Here is an 18,358-nt window from a genome sequence, read left to right on the forward strand (position 1 = left end):
AGAAAAGTAGGCAATTTTATATTATATTTAGCTTGATGGAGGTGGAAAAATGCTACATCCTATTAAAATTACTAGTACATTGGCAGATGAAACTCGCTTTTCCATTTATGAGTATATGTTACAGTACAAACAATTTGTATCGGTTCAGGAAATTGCTGAACAGTTTAACATTCATTCAAATGTGGCACGTTTACACTTAACAAAGCTGTCGGAAATCGATGCAATTTCAGCGGAATATTTAAAAACTGGAAAAGGTGGACGGCCTGGACGAGTTTATAAAGTTAATGATGAAGGTATTAACCTAAGCTTCCCTAGACGAGATCCTGCTTCCCTCATCAGATGGTCACTCGAACTTATATATGAACTAGGTGACGAAGCATTGGGCAAAGCGCGGGAAATTAGTTATGAGGATGGAAAACAGTCTATGCAGGAAATGCTCGATGATATAAAAAGGAAATCCCCTTTAACTTTCGAAGATAAAATTGCCTTGTTAACAAAAAGCGCAAAATTAATCGGCTATGTTCCTGAAGTTATTGAAAATGAACAAACAAAATCAATTATATTTTCAATTTTCAACTGTCCATTCCATAACCAATTAGAAAAACACGGAAATATTGTATGCCAACTTCACGAATCTTACTTAAAAGGACAAGTTGATATATTGTTTGGCAAAAATGAAATTTCTCAAGTAGAAAGTATGATGAATGCGTGTTCGTTCTGTAAATATAAAATCTCTGTTCACAATTAATGGCAAAAATCACGCGATTGTCACAACTCTTCCATAACTTCCAGTTTACATTATTAAGAAACTTGATTTATAATGGTTAAGAGATTACTCTATTTTTTTGCAAAAGGAGGGAAATTCATGAGCAATATGTATAAAGTTATGGCATTCTGGACTGCTATTTTCGCCGTTATGTTCTACCTTGGTGGTATGAACGAGGTTTCGCTATTATTCGTAGGTAATACAGGTTTATTCTTATTATTAGGCTTCTTAAATCTTTCAGAACGCATGTACATGTACATTTTCGGAGCATATTTAACAGTATTCTTCGCCGGATTCACATATTATACAACTTTCATCCACACACCTGGTGGTGGACACTAAAAAAACGACCTGCTCTTAGTTTAAGAGCGGTCGTTTTTTTATATTAATTTAAATCGTACTATATATAGAAAATACGCTTAAAATCCGTTTAAAAAAGGATTCGAATTCATTTCTGCTGCAGGAGTTGTATATTCTCCATGCCCCGGATATATAATAGTATCTTCAGGTAAAGATAATAATTTCTCATGTATTGATTTAAGCAATACTTCCATTGAACCACCAATTAAATCTGTTCGACCGATACTTTGCTCAAATAACGTATCCCCAACAATAGCAAAGCCATCTTCTTTAAAAATAAAAGAAATACTACCTGGTGAATGCCCTGGTGTATGTACAACGTCAATTTTAAATTCGCCAATTGCCAGCTCGCCTTCTTTACGAATAACGTGCGCTTCATCAGGTTTCCCCACTATATAATTTGGTAACTCCGCATATTTTCCTGAACCGTTTTTCAACGGATCTGCTAACCAATCAACTTCCTTTACGTGTACATATAGCGGTATATTATACTTTTCTCTTATAGCATCCACTGCACCAATATGATCAAAATGTGTATGCGTCAATAAAACCGCTAAAGGTCTTAATCCGTTTTTTCGTACCTCACCAATAATGCGTCCTGCTTCTTCACCCGGATCAAAAATCAGACAATCTTTCTCCTTATTGCTTACAATGTAACAGTTTGTTTGAACTGGCCCTAAACTATATTTTCTTATATTTAACATCTAATCACCTCAATTCTCATTATACATTTTTTCTTCCTACTAGATAGTGAAAACTAACGTTCAAACAAACGTCATTTTTAGTCCTCGACAAACGAATTGGAAACCTTTACAATAAAAGAGGAATATTGTTGCGACATTTTTTGGAATGTCTTAAAGGAGTGTCAATTTTTTATGAACTTATTAATGGTTATTTTTGGTCTAGTTGCAATTCTTGGCGTAGTTGGCATATTCCAATCAATCAAAGAAAAAAACCTTTTAGCTGTAGCATTCAATGCTTTAGCAGCAGGAGTATTTGGTTGGTTTGTTATCATGACAGTTTTAAATCAAGGCTATCCACCAACACACTAATTGCAATGGGAAAACGTGTCGCTATCTAAGCGATGCGTTTTTTTCTGTAAAGTAAAAAAAGCTGTTCTTGAAATGTTCAAGAACAGCTTTTTGTTATTTATAATTTTGATCTGTTAGTAAATTACCTGTTTCAGAATCATAGAAGCGTAATAAATCGCCATTGATAATCTGATCGGAATACTCTAATTCCTGGGTAGCTCTGTCGATATATGGCTGACAAGCATCAATTTCAATTGATTCGCCTGTAGCACGGTCATAACATACTTCCCCTGCGTAAACTACTTTATCCGTAATAAAACGTCCATCACGGAATATAACGAAATCTTCATGTTCCTCTGAAAACAAATCTGCACCAAGCTGCATATCTTTAGATGTTTCGATACCTAGAAGGTGCAATAGTGTCGGACGAATATCCAGTTGTCCAGATACATTATCCATCACTTGTCCCTCATTGTCGCCCGGAATGTGAATATATAATGGTACAGCCTGTAATAATGCGCTGTCATAAGGTGTAATTTCTTCTTTATTTAAATACTTTGCCATCGCCTTATTATGGTTTTCCGAAATTCCATAGTGGTCACCATACATAACGATAATTGAGTTTTCATATAAGCCCTGTTCTTTTAAATCATCGAAGAATTCCTTCACGGATTCATCCAAATAGCGAACCGTTTGGAAATAACGATTCAATGTACCAGAGTTTGAATCATATTCTGGAATCATGACATCTTCCGGATCCAAGTAGAATGGATAATGGTTTGTTAATGTAATTAATCGACTATAGAACGGCTGTGGCATTTCCTTCATCAATGCTGCAGATTGTTCAAAGAATGGAATATCTTTTAATCCCCAGTTTACTGATGTTTCTTCTGTTACTTCATATGACTCAATATCGTAAAATTCATTTAAATTAAACGATTTGTAAATCATATCTCGGTTCCAGAATGATTTATTGTTCGCATGCATAACATTCGTGAAATAGCCATTTTCTCCTAAACGCTCTGCAAAGGAGTTATACGTATTTTCACCATGCGTAAAGAATACAGCTCCACGACCTAGACCATATAACGAGTTTTCAAAGATAAATTCAGAATCGGATGTTTTCCCTAATCCTGTTTGGTGATAAAAATCGTTGAAGTAATACGTATCTTTATCCTGTGTTAATGAGTTCAGGAAAGGTGTAATAACTTCCCCATTCATTTCATTATTAATAACAAAGGATTGCAATGATTCCAATGATATAGCAATGACATTACGTCCTTCATACTTGCCGAACATTTGGATGTTTGGCTCTGCCTGATTGGCACGTATATAGTTATTCACTTCCACAAGTTCACTACCATCTGCTAAAGCACGTTGAGCAGATGATTTAGATTGTACATACACATCATATAAATGGTAGTTATACGTTCCGATATTCTTAACTAATAGCTCACGGTCAAACGCACGCGTCAATAGCTGTGGACGTTCTGTTTCCGCTAATCCCAAATTCAAAAATAATACAGCAGCTGTCATAACAAAATATGCTTTGCGTGCATCTTTGCGAATTGGCGTGAATTCAACAGATTTAGGCATAAGCTTTAGTGCAATTAAAATAATCGCTACATCGACGAAATATAAAATATCCGTCCAGTTGATAATTGCAGCCGCAGATGTTCCAAGCTCTCCGAAATTGCTTGTTTGAAATAATACCGGTAATGTGACAAAGTCATTATAAAAACGGTAGAACGCTACATTTCCATATAAGACAAATGCCAGTAATATACTACCGCCAACGATAAAGCGATTTCGTGCCTTTGGAGATTTTAAAAATAATGCCAATCCATAGAAAAATAGCAAAAAGCTTAATGGATTGATGATTAAAATTAATAATTGCATTGCATTCTCTATTTTCATATCAAAACTTGTTTCATAAACAATTACAGTTTTAATCCATGTTGCTATTACGGCAATCGCTAATATCGAATGTTTAGGCCATTTAAAATCTTTCATATCCTATACATCCTCTCTTTACATATTCAAATTTTTAAATATATTATTTTATTTGTGTAAATTCCAGTGAAACAAAATATATCTTAAAGCTTTTCAGTCTAATACGCAACAGTATTCTGTTGGAAAAATTATGAAAAAGCTTTTTGAAAATACACTATTAGTTAGTACGTATTACAAACGAAAAGGTTTCGTAAAATATGAAAACAGCGGTTAACTTCCGCTGTTTGACTAAGGGTATAATTGATTAGAACGTTTAAAAACCCTAGTTACACAAGCAGTCCCGTAAACGCTACCTATTATTATACACTAAATAAATTTTATTTTCCTGCTTTTAGCCTTTGCTCTTCTTGACGTAAAATTAACAACGCCATCTGAAAATCTTTTATATCCAGAACGTTCGTTTTATATAATTCCTTTATTTCATCTTCCATCAAATATAGATCACCAATACGATCCTTTGTATAAATGTAGATTCCGTATTGTTTCAGTAATCCAATTATGTCTAACATTGACTTCATTTGTCGTTCCTCCAACATTTATCCGCAAATTATGCGCTCTTTGTCTGTAAGTAGTATATGTACCGGAAGATCATGTGATTCTCTCGGTACTTCATTTAAAAGCTGTTCTTCAAAAGCGAGGGAAATGCGTTTTCCGCTGTACCCCACCAAAAAGCGGTCATAATAACCACCACCAAAACCAATTCGGTAGCCTTGACGATCAAATACTACCCCTGGAACAACTATCACATCTATTTCCTCTTTATCGACTTTTTGAGTCATCTCCGGAATAGGTTCTAAAATGTTTTTGTATGCCCGTTCCGTTTCAGCAAAGCTATCTATTTTATAAAATTGCATCGAACGGTCTTTCGGATTGCATTTTGGAACGACAACTTTCTTATTTAATAGCCAAAACTGCTCGATTATAAACGTAGTATCTACTTCAGGTTGATTTGATATAGTGAGTGCAATAGTACTAGCCTTTTTAATAGAAGGTTCTTGTAATAACTGTCGGGCTATATTGAATGAGCGCTCACGATATGTTTGATAAGTCATTCGTGCCAAATTTTCCTGCACTTGTTTACGATAATCCCTTTTATCCAACTAATCCCCCTACTTTCCCCATATAGGTTAACAGTTATTATCATAGATCAATTTTAAATCCATCTATCATAACAACGTTCAACAATGTTCATATGTTCCAAGTAAAAAGCCAAAACCCACAAGTGGTTTTGGCTAACTGAGCGATTATTACTTTGTTTCACGGTGAAGAGTGTACTTCTTCTCGCGAGAGCAATATTTTTTAAGTTCAAGACGCTCTGGATTGTTACGCTTGTTCTTTTTTGAAATGTAGTTACGTTCGCCGCAGTCTGTGCAAGCTAAAGTAATGTTTACGCGCATCATTAACCCTCCCACTCTAAATTAAGAATATAAATTTATTTGAGCATGATTTATACGACTTACCTATTATAACACACTCTCTCAAAAAATCTAGTATGATTTATTATTAAGTTTTACTATGCTAAAATAAAGGTAATTTGTAATGAGGTGGGAAGTTTTTATACGAACAATACACGTTTCATTACATCATCAATAAGATTAGTAATTAAAATGGAGGACTACATATGGAACTTTCTTCGATATTAATGATTGTAGGAATTATCGTCATTATCTTATCGTTATTTTTAAAAGATAAGTCCGTTCAGGTTGAAAAAGATGTAGAAGATTTATCAATTAATATTTATCAAGAAACAAATGCTTTAAAACGCCGGATTAAATTACTAGAGGAAGAGTTGCTAGTAGAACCTAACTTCCAGGTTAAGCATCCTGAAGTTGATAAATCCGATCCTTTTACTTCTTTTCAGAAAGTGGCGGCTCAAGTCAAGACAGGCCAAAGCAGTTATACCCAATCTAGCGTGAAATCTGAAAAGAATACTAAGCCAATTAATGGCATTTTAGTAAGCCAGGTTTTGGCATTAAACAATCAAGGTTTATCAATTGATGAAATCAGTAAACTTTCTACTTTATCACATGCCCAAATCCAGTCGATTTTGGCAAATGGAGGTAAACAATGAAAACCTCGTTGCGAGCATTTGGAATCGGTCTATTTGTCGCGGGTGCAAGCATCGCTTTAGTTGATTTATCTTCTGGTGAAACCGAATCCAAACAAAAAGACATAGCACTATATGAACAGCAGTTAAAAGATTATGAAAATCAAATAACTTTGTTAACCGAACAATTGGACAAGCAAAATTCTCACACAGATGTAAATTCTGAAAACCAAACAGCTGAAAAAACAAGTGATTCCTCTTCTATAAATGAAGAAAAATCGAATACTAAGAAAGTTACCGAAGCGACGATTTTTATATATGAAGATGTTTCCATTTATACAATCGGACAGCAGGCAGAAGATTTGGGCATTGTTGCAAATGGACGCGAACTTGAGCTGTTTTTATCTAAGCCGGATTATGCGCGCTCTATTCAAAAAGGTGCGTTTGATTTAAGTTCTGACATGACAATTGAACAAATGGCTAAAGTATTAACAGGACAACCAATTGAATAGCGAATACGAAAAGCTGTTTTTGACATTCGGGTCAGCTATTCATGAGTGGGGGGTATTATGGATTACATAAAAAAAGGAACGAAAGCATTTACAATGACGAATATCGCTCTATTTTCCGCGGGCTTTATTACCTTTGCAAATCTTTACGTTACACAGCCACTTCTGCCTCAGTTTTCGAAAGACTATAATGTTTCCCCCGCTACAGCAAGTTTGTCGCTATCTGCAGCTACTTCAGTCCTAGCATTTAGCCTCATACTATTCGGTTCATTATCCGAAGCATGGGGACGGAAAAAGTTGATGACGATTTCGATTTTTGCAGCATCTTTCCTAACTTTCGCATTGGCTTTTGCACCTAATTTCGAGGCAATTCTTGTCCTGCGAATTCTGCAAGGTTTTGTATTTGCAGGTGTTCCAGCTATTGCGATGGCTTATTTAGGAGAGGAAATGGATCCCTCAAGCTTTGGAGCTGCAATGGGGCTTTACATAAGTGGAAATGCTGTAGGAGGATTATCCGGTCGTATCATTATTGGTACCATGTCCGATCTGTACAGTTGGCAAATAGGAATGATTGTTCTTGGGGTATTAAGCATCATTATAAGTTGTTATTTCGTCTGGGCACTTCCGGAATCGAAACATTTCAACCCACGCCCATTACAATTTAAACTATTATCAAAAACATTATTTCAGCATATTAAGAACAAAAAGCTCGTTTTATTATTTGGAATTGGTTTCACATTAATGGGCAGCTTTGTCACAATGTACAATTATATTGGATTCAAATTAGTCGAGCCTCCTTATTTATTAAGTATGACAATTATTAGTTGGCTTTTTATCGTATATCTAGTCGGGTCATGGAGCTCTGCCTGGTTCGGCAGCTTATCCGATACATATGGACGTCAAAAGGTTTTATACAGCGGTATTCTTATTATGCTGACAGGGGCACTTTTGACATTTCCGGTGAGTTTAACTTTAAAAATTATTGGTCTTATTATTTTTACATTTGGTTTTTTTGGATCCCATTCTATAGCGAGCGGTTGGGTAAGCCAGTTGGCAGAAAGTGATAAAGCACAGGCCTCTTCCTTATACTTATTTGCTTATTATATGGGCTCTAGTATAGGAGGGACAATTGGAGGATTATTTTGGTCTAAATACGGCTGGATAGGAACGGTAACCTTTATGGTATCTTCCCTATTAATTACTTTGATTTTCGCTGTCTTAATTCATTATTTATATTTGAATAACAAAAAAATGCAGGGCATCTAAATGGATGCCCTGCATTTTAATTATTCACGTACCCAAGTTAAACCTAATGTCCCTTCACCTGCATGAACACCTACACATGCAGATAATGGCGTCGGCGTAAATATAATAGTAGGAAACTTCTCTTCCAGTTCCTTTTTCCACTCATTTGCTCCTGTAAGATTGTTACAATGTATAACTGCTACTTCTTTTACAGGTGATTTCTGAATGGCGCGTTGCAGTTTTTCAATTACGGCTTTTTTCGCACGCTTATCTGCACGAACTTTTTGCGCTACCTCTACGCCGCCCTCTTTATTATATTCAATGACTAATTTAATATTTAATAAATTACTTAGAAACATAGCTGTCCCTGAAACTCGTCCACTTTTATGCAACTGTTCTAAACTCGCTGGTATAAAAGCTAGTTCTGCATTTCCACGCATTGCTTCAATTTTCTTCACAATCTCTTCTGGTTTCAGGCCGTCTTTTTCAAGTTCCAATCCTAACTCCAACATATATTGCATTGGGTAGGAGCCAATTTTTGCATCGATAACATAATTTTTAAAACCTGCCTGCTCTGCAGCCATTGGAGCACTTAATACTGTTCCTGATAATTGCTCGGATGTATGAATGGCAATTGCACAATCATAGCCTTCCTGTTTTAATTCTTCATATAATGCTACATGCTCACCAAAAGCAGGTTGGGATGTTTTCGGATGTGCTTTTGCATTTTTTAATTTATCGTAAAATTCATCATGTGTCATATCAATTGTTTCGCGTAGTGCGCCTTCTTCAAATACAATATTTAATGCAAGCACATGTATGTTATGCTTCTTTATAAATTCCGGCGATAATAGTGCTGCTGTATCTGTAACCCATGCAATCTTTTTTGTCATTCTAAATCCCCTTGATATATAAAATTATTTACTCCACATAATGTAAGCGCAAACATATTTCCCACACAGTGACAACTGTCACGTTTTACTTAATAAAATTTACCGTTCGACATTTTTTCGACAAGAATTTTATTTTATTTTTATACTCCGATGAAATGGATTATTTTACATAATGGCATTTTTTCCGTACGATAATAATACAAAATTTAATATGAATAGTTTTTTAGGAGGAGAATATTAATGAATATTTATGACATCCCTGTTAAAACAGAAAAAGGGGAACAATATGAATTGGACCGTTATAAAGGACAGGTCATGATGATTGTCAATACAGCGAGTAAATGCGGCTTTACAAATCAATTTTCACAGCTTGAGGAACTTTATGAAAAATATAAAGAAGAAGGGTTTGTCGTACTCGGATTCCCATCCGATCAATTTAAGCAGGAATTATCTTCAAGTGAAGATGCTGCCGTATTTTGTCGCATGGACTACGGCGTAACTTTTCCAATGCACGAGATTATTAAAGTGAACGGTGTGGACGCTCACCCATTATTTAAACATTTATCTTCAGAAGCAAAAGGACTTTTAGGCCAATCAGTTAAATGGAATTTCACGAAGTTTTTAGTCGATCGGGATGGAAACGTCATTAAACGTTATGCACCACAAGATTCCCCGACAAAAGCAGAAAGCGATATTGCCAAATTACTTTAACGTGTAAAAGCAGCCGAATATTTGAATTCGGCTACACAGATTGTCGACAAAAGGTCTCGAAAAACCTTTTGTCTTTTTATTATAAATTTTAATTAGGTGCTTAGCAGGAACAAGTTGTTCATGTTCATTGAATTTATTGCTAGTCATCGTTCGTACCTCGCTTTATTTAAAGGGATGAATAAGTTGATTGGAATGGAGGGACCGTGACTCCACCGGGAACCGCACGTGTGGAAGATCCACTAAATGGTGCCAGCCGCTCTTGGCACCATTTAGTTAGCTGGAGCCGTGCCCGGGGAAAGCATCGGTCCCGGAATGGAAATCAACGGTTTTAAGAGTTTGTCTACAGTCTCAGCAGCCGAATATTTGAATTCGGCTGCAGTTTTTTTAAAACAAAAACTCTTCTTCCTTTTTTAAATCCAGATATAATGGCATAATCACCAAACACATTACGATTATAAAAATAGCAACACATAGAATATTCAATGGAAGCGGTAAGCCCAAATAAGGCGAGAAGATTAAAGTTGCCGTTGTTTGCATCGTTAATACCCCTATTATTTGACGGTATTTTTTTGTGTAAAACAATTTTTCATTACATGAGGGACAATGCAATTCCATTTTAAAATGCCATACCATTTTAATTTGCTCCTTTTTTGAAAATGAATGGCTACAATGCGGACAGGATACAGTACCGGTTGTATTGCGGGCAAAATAAAATGAAAGTAAGATTTGAAAAATAATAATTAGGATGAAAATACTAAACTTCAGCCACTGAATGTCCAATTCTAACATCTGAAGCATTCCACCTATTGCAGAGATGATAAATGGCGCAATAAAGATAAGCACATATCGCCAACTATAAACCGTTTTTCGTAATTTAAGTATTTTCGGTTTTTGCCATCGCTTCATCGTAAAAAATACAATTGTCGTGAGGATAACATTAATAATTAGCAATACACTAATAATGGCTACATGTTTGCCTCTTCTTATTAATTCAGTTAAATGTTCTGTTTCATAACTATCTGTTACTGGCTTAGATGCTTGATTGATAGGTGAAACAAAATCATCATTACTAATTAGGTACAAAAAAAACAATGCTGTAAAAACAAAAATCGGTGCAATCACCATTGTCCAATTCATCTGACGTTTCGGGCGTTTTGAATGAATAATCGTTTGTTTTATATTCATCTTCTGTTGTTTTGTTAGTTGCAGCTTACTTAACTCTTTTTGCCATTTTTCTTTATTCATCATTCATCACCTCCATACTTAACTTTGGCTTTAACTTCGCCCTTGCACGCTGTAAACGTGATTTAACCGTCGATACCGCCAATTGTAATAACTCTGCTATCTCGATAACTGTCATCTCTTCATAATAATAGAGCAATAATACTTCCCGATCTTTGACGGGTAAGGCAAGAACTGCAGCAGTTACTTTCCCTTGTAACTCCTTCTCTACATAAACCTGCTCTGCACCCTTTTCATATGGCTGAAACAACTGAAAAACAACAAATTTCTTGTTCTTCCAGCTTCTCAAATAATCATAGCTGCGGTTTATCGTCATTTTTACTAAATATGTTTTAATCGACGCCTTCTGTTCAAATTGATCTGATTTATGATAAAAATTTAAAAATACGTCCTGGACAACTTCTTCTGCTGCTAAGCGATCCTTCGTATATATAAAGGCAATTCGGTACAAGTAATCACTATATGTAACAATAAGCTGCTCAATATTCACTTGCCGGCCCCCTTTCCACCTTATAGACGGATCTAATTTAAAGTTGGACTCATTTTCCTTTTAGTTTTTTAAAAAAAATCACCTAACCAGATGTCTGATTAGGCGAAAGTTTTAGGGTTCGAAACTTTGTAATGCTTCTTTTGCAGCTTCAATATTATCTTCATTAAATGGGGTTTCCTCCATTGCAGCAATCTTCTCTACTGCATCTACCAATACAAGCTTTGAATAAAACGGCAGCTTCGGGACAATTCTGACTAAGCACCAGTAAATCCACATATCATCGTCTCCACGAAGAACCTCTTCAACAAGTGGAGTTATCTCATTTGGGTACTGAAGCAATAGTTCGACCATTGGCTCAGCTACCGGCCAGTTCATATCCTGAACCCACTCAAGTAGCTGTGGCAATATTGGGATGATCAATTCAGCATCTGCTTCTTTTAACTGTTCAACTGCGGCTAAATCATGTTTATCTTTTGGAATCATACACGTACCTCCACCTCTTCAAGAAATTTCCTGATCATATCGGAACCAAGCTTAGTTCCGATAGACTCAGGGTGGAACTGTAAACCGTATACAGGATACTTACAATGCTGAATTGCCATTATTTCCTCATCATCCGCGCTTATTGCAACAATCTCAAAATCCTTATGCAATGTTTCTTTTTCGATAATAAGCGAATGATAACGCATCACTTCAATTTCCTCTTCAAAATGTTCAAACAAACCTTTCTTTTCAAATCGAAGCTTGCTCGTTTTACCGTGCATTATATTTTTCGCCCTGCTCACTGCCGCGCCAAAAGCTTCTCCAATAGATTGATGTCCTAAGCAAATACCTAAAATCGGAAACTCAGAGTATAACTGTTGAATCATTTCAATTACAATGCCCGCTTCCTTAGGCTCACCCGGGCCAGGTGAAATAACAATGGCTTTCGGTTTCATAGAACGAATATCATTAACTGTTACGGTATCATTCCGGACAACTTTTACATCTTCACCTAACATTGCAATTTGGTGATACAAATTATACGTAAACGAATCATAGTTATCGATGAGTAAAATCATTTGCGCACCTCCAACAATGCCTTTGCTTTATTGAGCGTTTCTTCGTATTCCATCTCTGGCACTGAGTCATACACGATCCCGGCACCTGCCTGGACATAGGCTTTTCCATCCTTTACAATCATCGTCCGAATCGCAAGTGCCAAATCCATATTTCCTGAAGTGGATAAATAACCAATTGCTCCAGCATATATGCCCCGCTTACGACGTTCCAAGTCATTAATAATTTGCATCGCCCGGATTTTCGGAGCTCCTGAAACCGTTCCAGCTGGCAGGCTTGATGCAAGAACATCAACTAAATGTGCATCATCTCGCAATTTACCAGACACTTCAGACACGATATGCATAACGAATTTATATTTTTCGATTTCCATATATTTAGTCACTTGCACCGTTCCGATTTGTGCAACACGTCCAACATCATTTCGCCCAAGATCGACTAACATTTTATGCTCAGCTATTTCCTTTTCATCCTGTAAAAGAGCTGTCGCCAATGCTTCATCTTCTTGTGCTGTTTTCCCCCGAGGCTTTGTTCCTGCGATTGGATTAGTTGTCACAATCCCATCCTGAACTTTTACCAGGCTTTCGGGTGATGTCCCTAAAACTGTATAATCATCAAAATCGATATAAAACATATATGGAGATGGATTGGACGTACGTAATTTCCTATATAGTGTAAATGGATTTTCATTGTATTCCGCCTCAAAAGTTTGAGATAAAACAACTTGGAAAATATCACCTTTACGTATATGTTCTTTCGCCGTTTCCACCATTTCGATAAAGCTGTCCTTTTCAATTGTTGGAGTGAATTTCACTTCAACCGGGTTATTCGGTGTTAACTGCGTCGCTTTAGTAATCATCTGTTCAATTACATCCACTTTTTGCTGCAATTGTTCAGCAGAATAGCCTTTTTCAAAAAGATCGAGGGCAATAATCGATATCTCCTGCAATAAGTGATCAATTACGATAAATGTTTCGTAAAAATATACATGAACATCGGGCATATTATATTTATCGCCTACAATTTCCCCTATGTTTTCAAAATGGAAGGCTGTTTCATATCCGAAGTAGCCAATTGCTCCTCCGAAAAAGGCAAACGGAAATTGCTCATTACAAATCGGCAGTAATTGTTTTAACTTTGCCAGCACAGGCAGCCGCTCGGTTTCCAATGGCTCGTCATGAATCTGGAATGTACTTGTTGCTCCATCGCCTTTTAGCTCCCCTACAGGATTGAACGCAATAAACGAATAGCGCCCATTATGTTTAAATTTAGCATTTGATTCAAATAATACTTTTTTCGTTCCCTGCACAGATTCATAAATGGAAATCGGTGTATGCGTATCTCCATTTATTTTCTTTACTACATAACTTCTCATCTCAACTACCATGCTCATCTCTCCTCAACTCAACTAAAAATGCATACAAAAAGGCCCTTTCGTTATTAAAGGACGAAAGAGCCGTGGTGCCACCTTTATTGACTAAAAAGTATTTAGTCCACTCAAATCTCGTAACGTGAGAGCTACGGCACGACATTTCCTTCGTGCAGCTAGAAATTCCATTCATAAAGTGCGTTTACTAACTTCCACCGACCGTTAGCTCTCTGGAAAACAAAACTTTACTACTCTTTTTTCATCATCGCTTTTACTATACGTTATATTGTAATGCTTAACGATATTTTTTTCAAACTATTTCGAATTAATTATAAATATATAATTGACCATGTGACTTTGCATAATATAGATTGGCATCAGCATAAGCGGCCAATTGTTCATACGAAGCCTGATCTTTAGGTAATTGGTTTGAATGAATAAATCCGAAATGTACAGGAATTTCCATGATGCCCATTGTAGAATGTACAACTGAAGATTGAAGCTTTTCTTCCAATTCCATTAACAGTTCAAAAAATTTCGGTTCGGATATATCTTTTATAAAAGCTTCCCCTTCATTCTTTGAAAGGACATTTACTTCTGCATCATGTTTAAAAATGAAATGATAAATTGTTTCAAACATTGTAAACAGCAAATGTTCAACGAATTTATCACCAAATAAGCTTTCAATTTCCGTTGTTATGAAGCACCAATGAATACAATACAATGATTCATTATTTTGAAGTGCCTGTTCAACATGTTGTACGATTAATTCTTTTGAAATGACCTTCGGATACTTTATAGAAAGGGCGGAAACATCCTCATCAATAAATAAATCAGATAACAAACTTTTTACATTATTTGCGTCCAATGGTTCACGGTTAGAATTTTCAATGATTTCACGCAGCTCATTTGTATATTGAAATGTATCATACAGTTTAAAGGTTTTAATATGGTAATCCACCGTTATTAAAAACATAATATTTTGCTGATTTTTGAATTCAATGTAAGCCTGTTCAAATAATAAAGTGCTTTTCTCTTTTTTCCCCATATTGAATGCTAAAATTGCATCAGCAAATAAAATCTTGGCGTTATATAAACTGTGTTTGTTCTTTAAAAGTTCTACAAATTCCTGCTTCACATTTTGATACCCCTCATTATCTGCTATTGTAGCAAAATAATAGAGCGCACCTATATAACCTTTAGCAATTGTTAAATCTTGTTTCGGAATCTTATTTTTATAAAACTCCGCTAGACTAATCGCTATTCTTGCTTTCTCAAATTGGTTTATATGGACTAATTGGGCAGCAAAATTATAATAATTAATAGAAATTAGTTCATAGGAGTTTAAATAATACGCATATTTAATTGATTTTTTGGTCGCATCAATTGATTCATCAAAGTTTTTAACAACTACTTGTAAAAGACTGTATAAATAGTAAAAAAACATTTTATTTTCATCTTTTCCATATGTTAAACATAGCTTTTCATAGTCATTCATAACGACGAGGAATTTCTCATATTTACCTGTTTCATAATAAGCTGAAGCTAAATACTCATAACAAATAAGCGCCTCATCATAACGTTTTTCTTCAAGTGAAATCGGTAATGTTATCGTGCCAAAGTGAATTACTTCAAAATAGTTCAGTTCTCTATACAGACTTCTTAAATGTTCTACTTGGTTTGATATAATCATGGCACACGACCACCCCAATCATTGATCAATCCGAATACAGCTTCATACATTTTACTAGCCTCATCAATTGCCTGCTCTAATGTCCAAGCCAATGGTATATCGAATTGTTGTTTAATTTCCTGCAATTGCGTTACTACATTACTTTGCAACGTAGCTAATTGTTTTGGATAATTTTCATATTCAATATATTTTGTATCATAAAAAGGTCTTAAACTTTTATGGCTGTATCTTTTTAATTGATTAAAATTTTGTAATACCTCTTCATTTAATGCCATTTTTTCATTAATAAAACTATCTAATGTATTATAAATATGTATTGCACATATAAATGCTAATTTCGTATTTTCATAAAGAGCTAGCTGAACATAGCGTTTTATTTGAAAGTTTTTAATAATTTCCAATAAAGAATTCCGATAAGCATATATCATCGTATTTTCAGGATTGGATATACGGTTAATCTCTTCATTTGATATTAAATACCAAATATCCAATATAGAAACAGATCGTTGATAGGATTCTTCAACAAACGGAAGGATTAGTGTAAATAAATCAAGTTCATCTATTAATTGTTGAAATTCATACAACTTCTCATCAGAAATTAAAAACATACAATCTGCTTTATCTATTTTAGCCTGCATGTCAAATCCCCACCTCAAATTGTCAGTTTAATTCATCATATCATATATGTATTATTAGTATATATTTCATTTATTTATCATTATAGAGTCAAAAAAAGAGCCTTGGACAAAATGAAAAACATCTATTTTTTTAAAGAAAAAATAGATGTTTTTCTGCTTCTGCCATAATTGATTTCCGTTACGGGGACGCTTTCCGGGGGCACGGCCTGAGCCTGTAGTCTCAGGCGTCGGTGCTCCTGCGGTTACTCGTCGCAAAATAAATTTCGCTGTTCCCCCAGGAGTCGCCCCTTCACTCCAATCAATTCATATAGTATCAATTTCTTAATAAGTGTATTTCCTTTTTACAAAGAAATTTCTACTTATGTCCCAACTCCGCTTCCTTATACTTTATATAAAACTAAATATGATTAGTTTGAACGTTGGCAAATCATATCATATAAATATTTTGCTTGGTCGAATTCAGGCTGTAATGTATACGCTTGTTTTAAATGATATTTTGCTTTGTCTGTATCTGTTGTTGAAACTGCATATAATACACCCAAATTATAGTGTGCATCGGCATTATTCCAATCTTCTTCAATTACATATTCCAGTTCAGGTTTTGCAAAGTCAAACATTTCTAAGGAACATAGTAAAATACCATATGATAAACGAATTTGCAGATCATTTGGGGCAAGCTCAGCAGCACGTTGCATGAAAGGCAATGCCAACTTAAATTGCTGTTCACGCTCAAAAGATTTCGCCAACATATAATACGCATCTGCTCCTTCAATACCAAAATCAATCGACTTTTGATACAGTTTTGCAGCTTCCGTATAACGCTCTGCTTCATAATATAGATTTGCTAAGCCATAATATGCCGTGGCCGCTTTTTCATCAACCGTTATCGCTTTTTGGAAAAATCGCTCTGATCTTTCGATATCTCCCATAGCTGCAAGGAGTGTACCAAAATTCACATAACCGATTGCATCATTTGGATTTGATTCAATTGCTTCGGTAAAAGCTTGTGCAGCTTCTTCATAACGCTTCTCCTGGAATGCTTTAATTCCAATTTCATTATAGTTTATATCCATTATTCCACCTCAAAACAAAAGTATAGACGCTCAATTATTATGAACGTCTACCGTAAATTACCCTACATATGTTAACTTTTCGCTATTTTTAAACACGCCATCGATTGTACCGCCACCTAGGCACTCTTCGCCATCATACAGAACAACAGCTTGTCCTGGTGTGATCGCTCGAACCGGCTCGGCAAATTCAATATAAGCTGTACCGTCTTCACGCATTGTTACTGTTACCGGTGAGTCTTCCTGACGATAGCGGAATTTAGCCGTGCAGTTAAATGTGCCCGTTTTTGCTTCCCCTGTAAAACTCATTTTTACGGCAGTCAATGCATCGGAATACAGTGCATCGTGATGGAAGCCTTGGCCAACATATAATACATTGCGTGTTAAATCTTTACCTACAACAAACCAAGGTTCGCCGTCTCCGCCGATTCCAAGGCCGTGACGTTGACCTAATGTATAGTACATTAAACCATCGTGTGTACCTTTTACTTCACCATCAAATGTTTCCATATTGCCTGGCTGTGCAGGAAGGTATTGGCTTAAAAATTCTTTAAAATTACGTTCACCGATGAAACAGATCCCTGTTGAATCTTTTTTCTTCGCTGTAGCTAAACCTGCTTCTTCCGCAATTTTACGAACTTCAGGCTTCGGTAAATGTCCGATTGGGAACATAACCTTTTCAAGTTGTTCTGAAGTTAACTGATTCAGGAAATACGTTTGATCTTTATTATTATCAATGCCTCGAAGCATTTTCACACCGTTTTCGTCATGTGCTACACGTGCATAGTGGCCTGTCGCTAAATAATCCGCGCCAAGTGCTAGTGCATGCTCCAGGAAGGCTTTAAATTTAATTTCTTTATTACACATAACATCCGGATTTGGTGTACGACCTGCTTTATATTCCTCCAGGAAGTACGTAAATACTTTATCCCAATATTGTTTTTCAAAATTGACAGCATAATATGGAATGCCGATTTGGTTGCATACTGCGATTACATCATCATAATCTTCTGTTGCAGTACATACACCAAATTCATCTGTATCATCCCAGTTTTTCATAAAAATACCGATTACATCATAGCCTTGCTGCTTTAATAAATAAGCGGCAACTGATGAATCTACTCCACCACTCATACCGACTACAACTCTGATTTGAGATGGATCTCTTGTTTCTACCATTTACTATTCACCTTTTCTTAGACAAATCGCGTAAAAGGCGCGA

At 35.7% G+C, this 18,358-nt stretch carries 22 protein-coding genes and 1 other annotated feature; of the genes, 7 read left to right on the forward strand and 15 right to left on the reverse strand.

Annotated elements, in window-relative coordinates; genetic code table 11:
• Positions 1 to 49 precede the first annotated feature (49 nt).
• Positions 50 to 748 (forward strand): helix-turn-helix transcriptional regulator, encoded by a 699-nt coding sequence (locus NYE67_RS12475; RefSeq protein ID WP_340728420.1) that lies wholly within the window; start codon positions 50 to 52, stop codon positions 746 to 748.
• 117 nt (positions 749 to 865) lie between these two features.
• Positions 866 to 1,108, forward strand: a complete 243-nt coding sequence (locus tag NYE67_RS12480) for a DUF2626 family protein (RefSeq protein WP_008404362.1) — start codon at positions 866 to 868, stop codon at positions 1,106 to 1,108.
• A 77-nt stretch (positions 1,109 to 1,185) separates the two neighbouring features.
• On the opposite strand, the gene NYE67_RS12485 is transcribed toward NYE67_RS12480, so the two are convergent.
• Positions 1,186 to 1,830: an MBL fold metallo-hydrolase gene (locus NYE67_RS12485; protein WP_191700210.1), complete on the reverse strand. Its 645-nt coding sequence runs from the start codon at positions 1,828 to 1,830 to the stop codon at positions 1,186 to 1,188.
• A gap of 171 nt (positions 1,831 to 2,001) precedes the next feature.
• On the opposite strand from NYE67_RS12485, the gene NYE67_RS12490 reads away from it, so the two are divergent.
• Positions 2,002 to 2,178: a DUF2759 domain-containing protein gene (locus tag NYE67_RS12490; RefSeq protein ID WP_191700211.1), complete on the forward strand. Its 177-nt coding sequence runs from the start codon at positions 2,002 to 2,004 to the stop codon at positions 2,176 to 2,178.
• 93 nt (positions 2,179 to 2,271) lie between these two features.
• Here NYE67_RS12490 and NYE67_RS12495 read toward each other — a convergent pair whose 3' ends face one another.
• The 4 genes from NYE67_RS12495 to rpmG all read right to left on the reverse strand — a co-directional run bounded on the left by NYE67_RS12495 (position 2,272) and on the right by rpmG (position 5,567).
• Positions 2,272 to 4,170 (reverse strand): LTA synthase family protein, encoded by a 1,899-nt coding sequence (locus NYE67_RS12495; RefSeq protein WP_340730222.1) that lies wholly within the window; start codon positions 4,168 to 4,170, stop codon positions 2,272 to 2,274.
• Between the two features lie 317 nt (positions 4,171 to 4,487).
• Positions 4,488 to 4,688: a YqgQ family protein gene (locus NYE67_RS12500; protein WP_191700213.1), complete on the reverse strand. Its 201-nt coding sequence runs from the start codon at positions 4,686 to 4,688 to the stop codon at positions 4,488 to 4,490.
• A gap of 18 nt (positions 4,689 to 4,706) precedes the next feature.
• The gene (locus tag NYE67_RS12505) at positions 4,707 to 5,270 is read right to left on the reverse strand and encodes a 5-formyltetrahydrofolate cyclo-ligase (protein ID WP_340730223.1); all 564 of its coding nucleotides are present in this window, start codon (positions 5,268 to 5,270) and stop codon (positions 4,707 to 4,709) included.
• A 147-nt stretch (positions 5,271 to 5,417) separates the two neighbouring features.
• Entirely contained in the window at positions 5,418 to 5,567 is a 150-nt protein-coding gene (rpmG, locus tag NYE67_RS12510) for a 50S ribosomal protein L33 (protein WP_008408521.1), read from the reverse strand.
• Between the two features lie 224 nt (positions 5,568 to 5,791).
• Here rpmG and NYE67_RS12515 point away from each other — a divergent pair, with 224 nt between their 5' ends.
• Genes NYE67_RS12515 through NYE67_RS12525 form a run of 3 tightly spaced genes read left to right on the forward strand, consistent with a single transcriptional unit; the run spans position 5,792 to position 7,992 of the window.
• The gene (locus NYE67_RS12515) at positions 5,792 to 6,241 is read left to right on the forward strand and encodes a hypothetical protein (protein ID WP_340730224.1); all 450 of its coding nucleotides are present in this window, start codon (positions 5,792 to 5,794) and stop codon (positions 6,239 to 6,241) included.
• Positions 6,238 to 6,729, forward strand: coding sequence for a hypothetical protein (locus NYE67_RS12520; protein ID WP_340730225.1), 492 nt, complete (start codon positions 6,238 to 6,240; stop codon positions 6,727 to 6,729). The genes NYE67_RS12515 and NYE67_RS12520 overlap by 4 nt, the downstream gene beginning before the upstream one ends.
• Positions 6,730 to 6,786: 57 nt before the next feature.
• On the forward strand, positions 6,787 to 7,992 hold the full coding sequence (locus NYE67_RS12525; RefSeq protein ID WP_340728430.1) for an MFS transporter: 1,206 nt from the start codon (positions 6,787 to 6,789) through the stop codon (positions 7,990 to 7,992).
• 20 nt (positions 7,993 to 8,012) lie between these two features.
• Here the strand turns inward: NYE67_RS12525 and NYE67_RS12530 are convergent, their stop codons facing one another.
• Entirely contained in the window at positions 8,013 to 8,864 is an 852-nt protein-coding gene (locus NYE67_RS12530) for a DegV family protein (RefSeq protein WP_340730226.1), read from the reverse strand.
• A 240-nt stretch (positions 8,865 to 9,104) separates the two neighbouring features.
• Between NYE67_RS12530 and NYE67_RS12535 the strand changes: the two genes are divergently transcribed.
• Positions 9,105 to 9,575 carry a glutathione peroxidase gene (locus NYE67_RS12535; RefSeq protein WP_340730227.1) on the forward strand — a complete coding sequence of 157 codons (471 nt, stop codon included), beginning with the start codon at positions 9,105 to 9,107 and terminating at the stop codon, positions 9,573 to 9,575.
• A 384-nt stretch (positions 9,576 to 9,959) separates the two neighbouring features.
• Here NYE67_RS12535 and NYE67_RS12540 read toward each other — a convergent pair whose 3' ends face one another.
• From NYE67_RS12540 to mnmA, 9 genes are all read right to left on the reverse strand, one after another.
• On the reverse strand, positions 9,960 to 10,823 hold the full coding sequence (locus tag NYE67_RS12540) for a TIGR04104 family putative zinc finger protein (protein ID WP_340728436.1): 864 nt from the start codon (positions 10,821 to 10,823) through the stop codon (positions 9,960 to 9,962).
• A complete protein-coding gene (locus tag NYE67_RS12545) occupies positions 10,813 to 11,307 on the reverse strand; it encodes an RNA polymerase sigma factor (protein WP_340730228.1) in 495 nt (164 codons plus the stop codon). Before NYE67_RS12545 ends, NYE67_RS12540 begins: the two co-directional genes overlap by 11 nt.
• Before the next feature lie 111 nt (positions 11,308 to 11,418).
• Positions 11,419 to 11,790 carry a DUF5071 domain-containing protein gene (locus NYE67_RS12550; RefSeq protein ID WP_339213023.1) on the reverse strand — a complete coding sequence of 124 codons (372 nt, stop codon included), beginning with the start codon at positions 11,788 to 11,790 and terminating at the stop codon, positions 11,419 to 11,421.
• On the reverse strand, positions 11,787 to 12,368 hold the full coding sequence (locus tag NYE67_RS12555) for an anthranilate synthase component II (RefSeq protein WP_340728440.1): 582 nt from the start codon (positions 12,366 to 12,368) through the stop codon (positions 11,787 to 11,789). The genes NYE67_RS12550 and NYE67_RS12555 overlap by 4 nt, the downstream gene beginning before the upstream one ends.
• A complete protein-coding gene (gene trpE, locus NYE67_RS12560) occupies positions 12,365 to 13,753 on the reverse strand; it encodes an anthranilate synthase component I (protein WP_340728441.1) in 1,389 nt (462 codons plus the stop codon). Before trpE ends, NYE67_RS12555 begins: the two co-directional genes overlap by 4 nt.
• A 53-nt stretch (positions 13,754 to 13,806) precedes the next feature.
• Positions 13,807 to 14,010, reverse strand: a binding site (T-box leader).
• A gap of 50 nt (positions 14,011 to 14,060) precedes the next feature.
• Positions 14,061 to 15,428, reverse strand: coding sequence for a hypothetical protein (locus tag NYE67_RS12565; protein WP_340728442.1), 1,368 nt, complete (start codon positions 15,426 to 15,428; stop codon positions 14,061 to 14,063).
• Positions 15,425 to 16,066: an ATPase gene (locus NYE67_RS12570; protein ID WP_339213029.1), complete on the reverse strand. Its 642-nt coding sequence runs from the start codon at positions 16,064 to 16,066 to the stop codon at positions 15,425 to 15,427. Before NYE67_RS12570 ends, NYE67_RS12565 begins: the two co-directional genes overlap by 4 nt.
• Before the next feature lie 407 nt (positions 16,067 to 16,473).
• Positions 16,474 to 17,133, reverse strand: coding sequence for a tetratricopeptide repeat protein (locus NYE67_RS12575; RefSeq protein ID WP_340728785.1), 660 nt, complete (start codon positions 17,131 to 17,133; stop codon positions 16,474 to 16,476).
• 63 nt (positions 17,134 to 17,196) lie between these two features.
• Positions 17,197 to 18,315 carry a tRNA 2-thiouridine(34) synthase MnmA gene (mnmA, locus tag NYE67_RS12580; RefSeq protein WP_340728444.1) on the reverse strand — a complete coding sequence of 373 codons (1,119 nt, stop codon included), beginning with the start codon at positions 18,313 to 18,315 and terminating at the stop codon, positions 17,197 to 17,199.
• Between the last annotated feature and the right edge of the window lie 43 nt (positions 18,316 to 18,358).

Source organism: Solibacillus sp. FSL W8-0474 (genome assembly GCF_038004065.1).
Taxonomy (GTDB): domain Bacteria; phylum Bacillota; class Bacilli; order Bacillales_A; family Planococcaceae; genus Solibacillus; species Solibacillus faecavium.

Coding starts and splice junctions, on each gene's coding strand:
- NYE67_RS12475 (WP_340728420.1), top strand. CDS start 50: ATGCTACATCCTATTAAAATTACTAGTACATTGGCAGATGAAACTCGC.
- NYE67_RS12480 (WP_008404362.1), top strand. CDS start 866: ATGAGCAATATGTATAAAGTTATGGCATTCTGGACTGCTATTTTCGCC.
- NYE67_RS12485 (WP_191700210.1), bottom strand. CDS start 1,830: ATGTTAAATATAAGAAAATATAGTTTAGGGCCAGTTCAAACAAACTGT.
- NYE67_RS12490 (WP_191700211.1), top strand. CDS start 2,002: ATGAACTTATTAATGGTTATTTTTGGTCTAGTTGCAATTCTTGGCGTA.
- NYE67_RS12495 (WP_340730222.1), bottom strand. CDS start 4,170: ATGAAAGATTTTAAATGGCCTAAACATTCGATATTAGCGATTGCCGTA.
- NYE67_RS12500 (WP_191700213.1), bottom strand. CDS start 4,688: ATGAAGTCAATGTTAGACATAATTGGATTACTGAAACAATACGGAATC.
- rpmG (WP_008408521.1), bottom strand. CDS start 5,567: ATGCGCGTAAACATTACTTTAGCTTGCACAGACTGCGGCGAACGTAAC.
- NYE67_RS12515 (WP_340730224.1), top strand. CDS start 5,792: ATGGAACTTTCTTCGATATTAATGATTGTAGGAATTATCGTCATTATC.
- NYE67_RS12520 (WP_340730225.1), top strand. CDS start 6,238: ATGAAAACCTCGTTGCGAGCATTTGGAATCGGTCTATTTGTCGCGGGT.
- NYE67_RS12525 (WP_340728430.1), top strand. CDS start 6,787: ATGGATTACATAAAAAAAGGAACGAAAGCATTTACAATGACGAATATC.
- NYE67_RS12530 (WP_340730226.1), bottom strand. CDS start 8,864: ATGACAAAAAAGATTGCATGGGTTACAGATACAGCAGCACTATTATCG.
- NYE67_RS12535 (WP_340730227.1), top strand. CDS start 9,105: ATGAATATTTATGACATCCCTGTTAAAACAGAAAAAGGGGAACAATAT.
- NYE67_RS12540 (WP_340728436.1), bottom strand. CDS start 10,823: ATGATGAATAAAGAAAAATGGCAAAAAGAGTTAAGTAAGCTGCAACTA.
- NYE67_RS12550 (WP_339213023.1), bottom strand. CDS start 11,790: ATGATTCCAAAAGATAAACATGATTTAGCCGCAGTTGAACAGTTAAAA.
- NYE67_RS12555 (WP_340728440.1), bottom strand. CDS start 12,368: ATGATTTTACTCATCGATAACTATGATTCGTTTACGTATAATTTGTAT.
- trpE (WP_340728441.1), bottom strand. CDS start 13,753: ATGGTAGTTGAGATGAGAAGTTATGTAGTAAAGAAAATAAATGGAGAT.
- NYE67_RS12565 (WP_340728442.1), bottom strand. CDS start 15,428: ATGATTATATCAAACCAAGTAGAACATTTAAGAAGTCTGTATAGAGAA.
- NYE67_RS12570 (WP_339213029.1), bottom strand. CDS start 16,066: ATGCAGGCTAAAATAGATAAAGCAGATTGTATGTTTTTAATTTCTGAT.
- mnmA (WP_340728444.1), bottom strand. CDS start 18,315: ATGGTAGAAACAAGAGATCCATCTCAAATCAGAGTTGTAGTCGGTATG.